Origin of the sequence: Pseudomonas sp. PWP3-1b2, from assembly GCF_049896045.1 — a bacterium.
GTDB lineage: Bacteria > Pseudomonadota > Gammaproteobacteria > Pseudomonadales > Pseudomonadaceae > Aquipseudomonas > Aquipseudomonas antarctica_B.
Map to the genome: position 1 here is coordinate 96,622 of NZ_JAFCTN010000018.1, position 11,065 is coordinate 107,686.

General features: G+C 59.5%; 11 protein-coding genes. 7 read left to right on the forward strand and 4 right to left on the reverse strand.

Going from position 1 to position 11,065, the window contains the following annotated elements:
* Positions 1-130 precede the first annotated feature (130 nt).
* The 5 genes from ACP7A2_RS14120 to ACP7A2_RS14140 are packed head-to-tail and all read left to right on the forward strand — an operon-like array spanning position 131 to position 4,237.
* Entirely contained in the window at positions 131-937 is an 807-nt protein-coding gene (locus ACP7A2_RS14120; protein WP_426134687.1) for an alkaline phosphatase family protein, read from the forward strand.
* Positions 916-1,779 carry an ABC transporter permease gene (locus tag ACP7A2_RS14125; RefSeq protein WP_426134688.1) on the forward strand — a complete coding sequence of 288 codons (864 nt, stop codon included), beginning with the start codon at positions 916-918 and terminating at the stop codon, positions 1,777-1,779. The genes ACP7A2_RS14120 and ACP7A2_RS14125 overlap by 22 nt, the downstream gene beginning before the upstream one ends.
* Complete coding sequence (locus ACP7A2_RS14130; RefSeq protein WP_348054756.1) at positions 1,766-2,566, forward strand: ABC transporter permease; 801 nt, start codon at positions 1,766-1,768, stop codon at positions 2,564-2,566. Before ACP7A2_RS14125 ends, ACP7A2_RS14130 begins: the two co-directional genes overlap by 14 nt.
* Complete coding sequence (locus ACP7A2_RS14135) at positions 2,563-3,552, forward strand: ABC transporter ATP-binding protein (RefSeq protein ID WP_348054755.1); 990 nt, start codon at positions 2,563-2,565, stop codon at positions 3,550-3,552. The genes ACP7A2_RS14130 and ACP7A2_RS14135 overlap by 4 nt, the downstream gene beginning before the upstream one ends.
* A gap of 31 nt (positions 3,553-3,583) precedes the next feature.
* A complete protein-coding gene (locus tag ACP7A2_RS14140; RefSeq protein WP_426134689.1) occupies positions 3,584-4,237 on the forward strand; it encodes an HAD family hydrolase in 654 nt (217 codons plus the stop codon).
* A 143-nt stretch (positions 4,238-4,380) separates the two neighbouring features.
* Here the strand turns inward: ACP7A2_RS14140 and ACP7A2_RS14145 are convergent, their stop codons facing one another.
* Entirely contained in the window at positions 4,381-5,343 is a 963-nt protein-coding gene (locus ACP7A2_RS14145) for a zinc-binding dehydrogenase (RefSeq protein ID WP_426134690.1), read from the reverse strand.
* Between the two features lie 138 nt (positions 5,344-5,481).
* Here ACP7A2_RS14145 and ACP7A2_RS14150 point away from each other — a divergent pair, with 138 nt between their 5' ends.
* Positions 5,482-7,563 (forward strand): carboxy terminal-processing peptidase, encoded by a 2,082-nt coding sequence (locus ACP7A2_RS14150; RefSeq protein WP_426134691.1) that lies wholly within the window; start codon positions 5,482-5,484, stop codon positions 7,561-7,563.
* Positions 7,564-7,681: 118 nt separating this feature from the next.
* A complete protein-coding gene (locus tag ACP7A2_RS14155; protein WP_426134692.1) occupies positions 7,682-9,451 on the forward strand; it encodes a bifunctional diguanylate cyclase/phosphodiesterase in 1,770 nt (589 codons plus the stop codon).
* Here ACP7A2_RS14155 and ACP7A2_RS14160 read toward each other — a convergent pair.
* The 3 genes from ACP7A2_RS14160 to ACP7A2_RS14170 form a co-directional block, all read right to left on the reverse strand.
* A complete protein-coding gene (locus tag ACP7A2_RS14160; protein WP_003190138.1) occupies positions 9,448-9,819 on the reverse strand; it encodes a hypothetical protein in 372 nt (123 codons plus the stop codon). The genes ACP7A2_RS14155 and ACP7A2_RS14160 overlap by 4 nt on opposite strands.
* Positions 9,816-10,154 carry a helix-turn-helix domain-containing protein gene (locus tag ACP7A2_RS14165; RefSeq protein ID WP_426134693.1) on the reverse strand — a complete coding sequence of 113 codons (339 nt, stop codon included), beginning with the start codon at positions 10,152-10,154 and terminating at the stop codon, positions 9,816-9,818. Before ACP7A2_RS14165 ends, ACP7A2_RS14160 begins: the two co-directional genes overlap by 4 nt.
* Before the next feature lie 93 nt (positions 10,155-10,247).
* Positions 10,248-10,706: a YkvA family protein gene (locus ACP7A2_RS14170; protein WP_426134694.1), complete on the reverse strand. Its 459-nt coding sequence runs from the start codon at positions 10,704-10,706 to the stop codon at positions 10,248-10,250.
* Positions 10,707-11,065 lie beyond the last annotated feature (359 nt).

Sequence of the window (11,065 nt, forward strand, 5' to 3'; positions counted from 1 at the left end):
GATAGCGGTCTGACATTCAACAGATATGTCGCCTGAAACACCGCTATCGCAGGCAAGCCAGCTCCCACATTTGATTCGTCTCACAGTTGATAGCGAGCCAAGATTAATCTGTCGCGGAGCCCCAGCCCCTATGAAGCACAACGTCATCCTTGTGGTGCTCGACGGCCTGAACTACGAGGTTGCCCGACATGCCATGGGCCATCTGCAGGCTTACATCGGCGCAGGACGCGCGGCGCTTTACAAACTGGACTGTGAACTGCCGTCTCTGTCGCGGCCGTTGTATGAATGCATCCTCACCGGCGTGCCACCGATCGACAGCGGCATCGTCCACAACAATGTCTCGCGCATGTCCAACGGGCGCAGCATTTTCCATTACGCCACCGACGCCGGTCTCACCACAGCGGCGGCGGCTTATCACTGGGTCAGCGAGTTATACAACCGCACGCCCTTTATGGCCGCGCGGGATCGTCATACCGACGACAAGGCGCTGCCGATCCAGCACGGGCATTTCTACTGGAATGACCATTACCCCGATTCCCACCTGTTCGCCGACGCCGAAAGCCTGCGCCGCAAACACGCGCCGAATTTTCTGGTGGTGCACCCGATGAACATTGATGACGCCGGCCACAAACATGGCCTCGACACGCCGCAATACCGCAACAGCGCGCGTTCGGCCGACATCATCCTCGCCGACTACCTGCAAGGCTGGCTCGACGCCGGCTACCAGGTGCTGGTGACCGCCGACCACGGCATGAACAACGACCGTTCGCACAACGGCGTACTGCCCGAAGAACGCGAAGTGCCGCTGTTCGTGCTCGGCTCGGCCTTCAGCTTCGACCCTTCTGCCAGACCTGAGCAAACCGAGCTATGCGGCACTGTCTGCGAACTGCTCGGCGTGCCCCACGACAAACCTGTATGCCGGGAGCTGTTGAAGTGAATTCCCTAACCCGTGGCAAATGGCTGGCGATCCTGTGCCTGGTGCCGTTTGCGCTGTTCTTTATCGTGTTCGAAATCGCCCCGCTGGTGTGGGTGTTGATCAACAGCCTGCAATCGGAAGAATTCGGCTGGGGCCTGGCCAACTTCAGCAAAATCTTCAGCTCGAAGTTCTACTTGCAGGCCATCCAGTACAGCCTGGAGATCAGCTTCTACTCCAGCGTGTTCGGCATCATCATCTCGGTGCTCGGCAGCTATTCGTTACGCCGCGTCGATGGGCGACTGCGCAACTTCGTGACCGCGTTTGCCAACATGACCAGCAACTTTGCAGGTGTGCCATTGGCCTTCGCCTTCATCATTTTGCTCGGCTTCAACGGCAGCATCACGATCATGCTCAAGCAGGCCGGGATCATTCAGGACTTCAACCTGTATTCCAAGACCGGCCTGATCATCCTCTACACCTACTTCCAGATTCCGTTGGGCGTGCTGTTGCTGTACCCGGCCTTCGACGCACTGCGTGAAGACTGGCGCGAATCGGCCTCGTTGCTCGGTGCCAACGGCTGGCAGTTCTGGCGGCACATCGGCCTGCCGGTACTGACCCCTGCCCTGCTCGGCACCTTTGTGATTCTGCTGGCCAACGCCCTCGGCGCCTATGCCACGGTGTACGCGCTGACCACCGGCAACTTTAACGTGCTGCCCATTCGTATCGCGGCGATGGTCTCCGGCGACATTTCCCTGGACCCGAACATGGCCAGCGCCCTGGCCGTGGTGCTGGTGGCACTGATGACCGTGGTCACCGTGGTCCATCAACTGCTGCTCAAGAGGAGCTACCATGTCTCGCGCTGAAGCCGGCTCGGCCTCCCTCTACCATCGGGTAGTGGTGTATGTGTTGTTTGCGATTTTGGTGCTGCCGCTGGTAGGCACTTTTGTCTACTCCATTGCGAGCAGTTGGTCGGCCACCGTGCTGCCGGCCGGTTTTACCGTGAAGTGGTATGTGCAGCTGTGGAGCGACCCGCGCTTCCTCGCGGCTTTCGGCCAATCGCTGCTGGTGTGCGTGGGTGCGCTGATCCTGTCGGTGGTGCTGATCTTGCCGCTGCTGTTCGTGGTGCATTACCACTTTCCACGGCTCGACGCGCTGATGAACATCCTGATTCTGCTGCCCTTTGCGGTGCCGCCCGTGGTGTCGTCGGTAGGTTTGCTGCAACTCTACGGCTCCGGGCCACTGGCGATGGTGGGCACGCCGTGGATTCTGATCGGCTGCTATTTCACCGTGGCGCTGCCGTTCATGTACCGCGCGATCACCAACAACCTGCAAGCCATCAACCTGCGTGACCTGATGGACGCCTCGCAACTGCTTGGCGCCAGCACCTGGCAGGCGGCAATCTTCGTGGTGCTGCCCAACCTGCGCAAAGGCCTGATGGTCGCATTGCTGCTGTCGTTCTCGTTCCTGTTCGGGGAGTTTGTGTTCGCCAACATCCTGGTGGGCACCCGCTACGAAACCCTGCAGGTGTACTTGAACAATATGCGCAACACGAGTGGCCACTTCACCAGTGCCATCGTGATTTCCTATTTCTTCTTCGTGCTGGTGCTGACCTGGGCCGCCAATATCTTGAACAAGGACAAAAGCCAATGAGCTTCGTCAGCGTCCAACACTTGCAAAAAGGCTACGCCGGCACCCCGGTGTTCAGTGACATCAACTGCGAGATCGCCAAGGGCGAATTCGTCACCCTGCTTGGCCCGTCGGGGTGTGGCAAGTCCACACTGCTGCGCTGCATCGCCGGCCTGACGCCGGTAGACAGTGGGCAAATTCTGCTGGATGGGCAGGACATCGTTCCGCTGAGCCCGCAGAAACGCCACATCGGCATGGTGTTCCAGAGCTACGCGCTGTTCCCCAACATGACCGTTGAACAAAACGTCGCCTTCGGCTTGCGCATGCAAAAGGTCAACGCCGACGACAGCCACAAGCGCGTTCAGGAAGTGCTGCAACTGGTGGAACTCAAGGACCTGGCCGGGCGCTACCCGCACCAGATGTCCGGTGGCCAGTGCCAACGCGTGGCCCTCGCCCGCTCGCTGGTGACCCGCCCGCGCCTGTTGCTGCTGGATGAGCCGCTGTCGGCGCTGGATGCACGGATTCGCAAGCACCTGCGCGAACAGATTCGCCAGATCCAGCGAGAGCTGGGGCTGACCACGATTTTCGTGACCCATGATCAGGAGGAAGCCCTGACCATGTCAGACCGCATCTTCCTGATGAACCAGGGCAAGATCGTGCAGAGCGGTGATGCCGAAACCCTCTACACCGCGCCGGTGGACGTGTTCGCCGCAGGCTTCATCGGCAACTACAACCTGCTCGATGCCGACAAGGCCAGCCAACTGCTGCAACGCCCAATCAGCGGGCGCATCGCGATTCGCCCGGAAGCCATCGAGCTGAGCCGCAGCGGCGAACTCGACGCGCTGGTGCGCAGCCACAGCTTGCTGGGCAACGTGATTCGTTACCGCATCGAAGCGCGCGGCGTGGAATTGGTGGTCGATGTGCTCAACCGCTCTGCCGACGATTTGCACCCCGACGGTCAGCGCCTGGCACTTTCCATCGATCCAAGCGCCTTGTGTGAGGTAGCCTGAGGCCGCTGTGTATATAGAGGACATATGACTGATGGCACTGGTAATTTTTGATCTGGACGAAACGCTCATTCATGGCGACTGCGCCACCCTGTGGAGCGAGCAAATGGGCCGCCTGGGCTGGGTCGACACTGAGTCGTTCATGCGCAAGAACGACGAACTGATGGCCGCCTACAGCCAGGGCAAGCTGGCCATGGAAGACTTCATGGACTTCAGCCTGGAGCCGATGATCGGCCGCACACCGGAAGAAATCGAGCATTTGGTAGAACCGTGGGTCGAGGACGTGATTGAGCCGCTGATCTACAGCGACGCCACCAAGACCATTGCCCGCCACCGTGCGAATGGCGACCGGATTCTGGTGATTTCTGCGTCGGGCACGCACCTGGTCGAACCGATTGCGGCGCGCATCGGTATCGATGAGGTGCTGGGGATTGATCTGGAGGTCAGCCATGGCGTGTACAGCGGCCATACCGTGGGTGTATTGACGTATCGCGAAGGCAAGATCACCCGCTTGCTGGCGTGGCTGGAGCAGGAAGGTGAGACGCTGGAAGGCGCCTATTTCTATTCGGATTCGCGCAATGACTTGCCGCTGCTGTTGAAGGTGGATCACCCGCAGGTGGTGAACCCGGATCCGGTGTTGCGTGAGCATGCGGAACAAGCTGGCTGGCCAATCCACCACTGGACCTGATTGCACGCTCTTGAATTGAAAACCCAATCAACTGTGGGAGCTGGCTTGCCTGCGATAGCGGCGTTTCAGATGAAACATTCTTCACTGATACACCGCTATCGCAGGCAAGCCAGCTCCCACAGTGACTGCATTTCAAGCTGAAATCAGCTCACGCTCTCGTCAATCACCAAAACAAGCTTCCCGGAAATCTGATTGGTCGCCAGCTCGGCAAATGCCGCTTCGGCATCCTTGATCGGGAACGTCTTGGCCAGTTGCGGGCTCAGTCGGCCCTCGGCAAACAGCGGCCACACCTGCTGACTCAAGTCACTGAACAGGTCTGCCTTGAACTGATCGCTGCGGCTACGCAAGGTCGAGCCGAGTAACTGGATGCGCTTGCCCAGCACCTGCGCCAGGTCCAGTTGCGCATCGCGCCCGCCCATCAAACCGATCAACACCCATCGACCATCCAGCGCCAACAGCTTGAGGTCCAGCGCCGCGTAGCTGCCACCCACCGGGTCGAGGATCACGTCGAACGGCCCAAAGTCGCGCAGCCCCTCAATGCCGTCAGTACGCACCACGCCGCCCTGTGCGCCCAGCGCCTCGCAGTACGCCAGACGTTCCGCCGAGCCGACGCTGACCCAGCACGGGCTGCCAAACGCCTTGCACAACTGGATCGCCGCTGAACCCACGCCGCTGGCGCCGGCATGCAGCAACACTTTTTCGCCGGGTTTGAGGCCCGCCAGTTGGAACAGGTTGAGCCATGCGGTGCTGTACACCTCAGGCAATGCTGCGGCTTCGATCAGCGACACACCGTCCGGCACTGGCAGCACATGGCGCGCGTCCACCACCACTTCTTCGGCCATGCCGCCACCGGCCAGCAGCGCGCAAACGCGATCGCCGACCTGCCAGGACGACCCCGCGCCGACCTCGCTGATCACTCCGGAGCACTCAAGCCCCAGCACATGGCTGGCGCCCGGCGGGGGCGGATAGAGCCCCGAACGTTGCAATAAATCGGCGCGATTGAGGCCCGCTGCCGCCACTCGAATGCGAACTTGGCCTACATCACAGGTAGGACGGGCTTCATCCAACCACTCCACGTGACCGTCAACGCCTTGCAATGCTTTCACAGTGCCTCCATAGTGACTCTGGACTGAGCCCGTAGCTGTAGCGCCGGGCTTTTTGCATTATGCGACCGGACCATATGGAACCGGCTCCCTCAAAGACGGCCTAATATGCGTTATCAATTGCCCCCGCGTCGAATCAGCATGAAGCATTTGTTCCCAAGCACCGCCCTCGCTCTTTTCATTGGTCTCGGCTTCGCGTCGACCTCGACCAATACGTTCGCAGCCAACAGCTGGGACAACCTTCAGCCTGATCGCGATGAGGTGATTGCCAGCCTTAACGTCGTCGAGTTGCTCAAGCGCCATCACTACAGCAAGCCGCCGCTGGACGACGCTCGCTCGGTGATCATCTATGACAGCTACCTCAAGCTGCTGGATCCGTCGCGCAGCTACTTTCTGGCCAGCGATATCGCTGAGTTCGACAAGTGGAAGACCCAGTTCGACGACTTCCTCAAAAGCGGCGACCTGCAGCCCGGCTTCACCATCTACAAGCGTTACCTGGACCGCGTGAAAGCGCGACTGGACTTCGCCTTGGCAGAGCTGGACAAGGGCGTCGACAAGCTCGACTTCACCCAGAAGGAAACCCTTCTGGTGGATCGCAAGGACGCGCCCTGGCTGACCAGTACCGCCGCACTCGACGACCTGTGGCGCAAACGCGTCAAGGACGAAGTGCTGCGCTTGAAGATCGCCGGCAAAGAGCCGAAGGCCATTCAAGAGCTGTTGACCAAGCGCTACAAGAATCAGCTGGCACGTCTGGATCAGACCCGTGCCGAAGATATCTTCCAGGCTTACATCAACACCTTCGCGATGTCCTACGACCCGCATACCAATTATCTGTCGCCGGATAACGCGGAAAACTTCGATATCAACATGAGTCTGTCGCTGGAAGGCATCGGTGCCGTCCTGCAAAGTGACAACGACCAGGTGAAGATCGTGCGTCTGGTGCCGGCAGGTCCGGCAGACAAGACCAAGCAGGTTGCCCCGGCTGACAAGATCATCGGCGTGGCCCAGGGCGACAAAGAGATGGTCGATGTGGTCGGCTGGCGCCTGGACGAAGTGGTCAAGCTGATCCGCGGGCCGAAAGGCAGCGTGGTGCGCCTGGAAGTGATTCCGCACACCAACGCGCCGAACGATCAGACCAGCAAAATCGTTTCGATTACTCGCGAAGCGGTGAAGCTCGAAGACCAGGCCGTGCAAAAGCAGATCCTCAACCTCAAGCAGGATGGCAAGGACTACAAGCTGGGCGTTGTTGTGATTCCAGCGTTCTATCTGGACTTCAAAGCGTTCCGTGCCGGTGACCCGGACTACAAGTCCACCACCCGTGACGTCAAGAAAATCCTGACTGAGCTCCAGAAAGACAAAGTTGACGGCGTGGTCATTGACCTGCGCAACAACGGCGGCGGTTCCCTGCAGGAAGCCACCGAGCTGACCAGCCTGTTTATCGACAAGGGCCCGACCGTATTGGTACGCAATGCTGACGGCCGTGTTGACGTGCTGGAAGACGAGAACCCGGGCGCTTTCTACAAAGGGCCAATGGCATTGCTGGTCAACCGCCTTTCGGCTTCGGCTTCGGAGATTTTCGCCGGCGCCATGCAGGACTACCACCGCGCGTTGATCATCGGTGGCCAGACCTTCGGTAAAGGCACTGTGCAGACCATTCAGCCGCTGAACCATGGCGAACTGAAACTGACCATTGCCAAGTTCTACCGGGTTTCCGGGCAGAGCACCCAGCACCAGGGCGTACTGCCGGATGTCGACTTCCCGTCGATCATCGACACCAAGGAAATCGGCGAGAGCGCTTTGCCGGAAGCCATGCCGTGGGACACCATCCGTCCTGCGATCAAGCCTGCATCGGACCCGTTCAAGCCGTACCTGGCCCAGTTGAAAGCGGACCATGATGCTCGCTCCGCCAAGGATGCCGAGTTCGTGTTTATCCGCGACAAGCTGGCCCTGGCCAAGAAGCTGATGGAAGAGAAAACCGTCAGCCTCAATGAAGCGGACCGCCGTAAGCAGCACGCCGACATCGAGAATCAGCAACTGGTGCTGGAGAATATTCGCCGCAAAGCCAAGGGCGAGGATCCACTCAAGGAACTGAAGAAAGAAGACGACGATGCACTGGCGGCCGAACCGGAAAAAGTTAAACCGGAAGACGACGCTTACCTGTCCGAAGCGGGCCGGACGCTGCTGGACTACTTGAAGATCAGCAAACAGGTGGCCAAGCAGTAAAGGATGGCAATTTAATGTGAGCGCTCCTCGGAGTGTCATCATATAGACATCATTCTGTCGTGAAATGAAGGACCGCAGGCTTATCGCCTGCGGTCCTTTTTTTTCGATCGAGATCACCATGACCATGAACGAACAGCTGAATGCATTGGGCTCAATCCTCGCTCAAGGCAGTTTGCACAGCCTGTTCCAACCGATCATCTGTTTATCCGAACGACGCATTCTCGGCTACGAAGCCCTCAGCCGTGGCCCGTCCAACAGCCCCCTGCACTCCCCCGTCGCCCTGTTCTCGGTGGCGAGCCACGCCGGGCGCCTGAGCGAACTGGAAATGGCCTGCCGCGAAAGCGCGTGCAGGCGTTTCAGCGAACAGAAGTTGCCGGGCAAGCTATTCCTGAATATCTCGCCGGAATCCCTGATGGAAACCGCGCACCAGCCAGGGCGCACGCTGCAACTGCTGCGCGACTTCGGCATTCCACCGAGCCAGGTGGTGATCGAACTCACCGAGCAAACCCCCACCGATGATTTCGACCTGCTGCAAACCGCCCTGCACCATTACCGCAACATGGGTTTTGCCATCGCACTGGATGACTTGGGCGCCGGTTACTCCAGCCTGCGTTTGTGGTCGGAGCTGCGGCCGGATTACGTGAAGATCGATCGGCATTTCATCGACGGCATCCACCAGGATGCGCTCAAGCGCGAATTCGTCGGCTCGATCCTGCAAATTGCCAAGGCATCTCGGGCGCAGGTGATTGCCGAAGGCATTGAGTTGCCGGAAGAGCTGGCGGTGCTGACGGAAATGGGCGTCGATCTGGTTCAGGGTTACCTGCTGTGCCGTCCGCAGGAACAGCCGCCACAAGAAGCGCGCCTGATGCTGCCCAAACCGGACACCTCCAACATCGCCCTCAGCGAAGAAGCCAGCGACCTCAGCGCCCTGCTCATCGAACAACCTGCGGTGGACCAGGACACCGCCACCGCCCAGGTGCTGGAATCGTTTCGCCGCCAGGCCAACCTCAATTCCCTGGCGGTGCTGAACGGGCGTGGTCACCCAATAGGCATCGTGCACCGGCATTCGTTGTCTGATGCACTGCTCAAGCCCTTCGCTACCGACTTGTTCGCACGCAAACCGATCAGCCGCCTGATGAGCGATGACTTCCTGGCCGTGGAGTTGAGCCAGTCCTTGCAACAGGTCAGCCGCCTGCTCACCAGCCGCGCGCGTCAACGCATTGAAGAAGACTTCATCATCACGCTCAACGGCGATTATTTGGGATTGGGTCGGGTGATCGATGTGCTCAAGCTGATCACTGAACTGAAAATCCAACAGGCGCGGTACGCCAACCCGCTGACGTTGCTACCGGGCAACGTGCCGATCCAGCAGTGCCTGACGCGGCTGTTGCAGCAGCAACGCGAGTCGGTGATCTGTTACGTGGACATCGACAGTTTCAAGCCGTTTAACGATATCTACGGCTACGGGCGTGGGGATGAAGTGTTGCTGTGCCTGGCGCAGTGCCTCAACGACCGGGTCGACCCCAGCCGCGACTTTGTCGGGCACATCGGCGGCGATGACTTTTTGCTGGTGCTGGGCCCGCAGGACTGGCGCAAACGGCTCAACCAGTTGCTGGACGAATTCCACACCCAATGTCGACGTTTCTACCGCGCTGAACACCTCGACGCCGGATGCTTCGTGGCGCTGAACCGCCAGGGTGTGCGTCAGGAGTTTGCGTTGTTGTCACTGTCGATTGGTGTGGTGCATCTCTATCCACAGGCGTGTGGACAACTTGATGCCAGCCAGTTGGCAGAGCTGGCGTCGCAGGCCAAGCACCATGCCAAGAACGTCGCCGGCTACAGCATCCATGTGATCGACAGCCTGGAGATGCTGCCCCAGACGCTCTAGGCCTCGGCCGATTCGGGATACTCATACTCGAACACGCGCACCACTTCCGAAGCGTGCCAGGACGCAGCGGCCACGCCATCGGATGGCCCGCTGAAACGCCCCAAGCGCTCCACGCACTCAAAGAAACCGGTACGCGGCAGACGACTCGCGCCCTGGCTGATCACCAGTGAACTGCGCAGCGGCTGCTCAGCCTTGGCGTCCAGCGCGGCCAGGTGTTCAAGGGCGGCGGCCAGGGTTTGCATCGCCGGAGTGGGGAATTGCAGGCGCTCCAGCAACGCGCGGTAGGTCAGCAGATGGCGCTGGCGGCGCGCCTGATCCAGTTCGTTGATTAACCCGTCCCAGTGTTGACGACTGATACGTAGGCTCAAGATTCATCCCTCCAACCTGCCACGCCCAATTCCCAGGCCAGGCTGCGGCGTATCGCGGCATCCGGCTGGCGTTCACCACTTTCGATCAATCCGAGATACGAGGGGCTGATGCCCACAGTGCGGGCCAGGGTTTCGACGGCCAGGCCTTTGGCTTCGCGCAGGCCGCGCAGGTCTGCGAGCGGTCGCAGTTCCTGTGCGGGGGCGGCCGTGGCAGAGGGAGAAGGAGCAAGCGTGGGTTGCTGCTGACCGGCTGCTTTTAGTAGCGCCTGGTACGTGTCCCATGGCAACACCGCGTACTCGGGTTCGCCATCGCGTGAAATGATCTGAATATCCATGTCTGCCCCGTAGGATAACAACACTTACTAAGTAAGTTCTTTCCTTAGAAGTGTAATCCTAACAGCCACAAAGGTCGCAGGGGTATATACGTGTCATCGGTTTTTTTGCGGGTTTTCCTCAGCCAGTAGTGCAGGCGTCGCTGGGAGGCGCTCAACCACCGCAAGCTTTTCCGGGCGCTGGGCGTCACGCCAGGCGCGAAAGGCGCTCAGTTCGCCGTCCAGGGTCTTCATGACCCAGGCCAGCACGGCGATGTCGTCGAGCATGCCAAACATGGGGATGAAGTCCGGGATCGCATCAATCGGGCTGAGAAAGTACATCAGCCCCGCCACGACCGAGATCAGCGCCTTGGGGCTGATCGCCCGGTACTCGCCGCGCCAGTAAGCCAGGCACAGGGCCTGGAGCAATTTGAGATCATCCTTGAGCTTGCCCAGGCGATTGCCCTGGTTTGAGCCCTTGGCAGCTACGGCAAACAGCAGCGTTGGCAAACGGCCACGACCGAGCAAGCGCGCGGCCATGGGCAAGAAACGGGTGAAATTGAAGGGTGGTTTCATTCGTCACTCCAGTTCCAGGCGACATAAAAGGTTATCCACACAAATTGTGGATAACCTTGTGAACAGAGCCTGTTTTTTTGGCTGAAAGCCACGGACTACAAGGCGTACAGTCAGATCGGGCGTTTTTTGCGCACATAAGAAAAACCCAAGATTTCATTGACTTGGCGGTGATGTGCGGCTACCCGTGCTCGAGTCTTATATCAGACTGTGGCAGGTTGAGGATGTTCGATTGGATTTGTGGGGGTACATATCCGTTGCTGCGGTGATGGCTGATAGGGGTTGCGCTCTTACAGCGGGTCACTTTTGGCAAACGCCCGGAAGCCGGCCCAGCCAAAAGTAACCAAAAGGTCTTCGCCCCA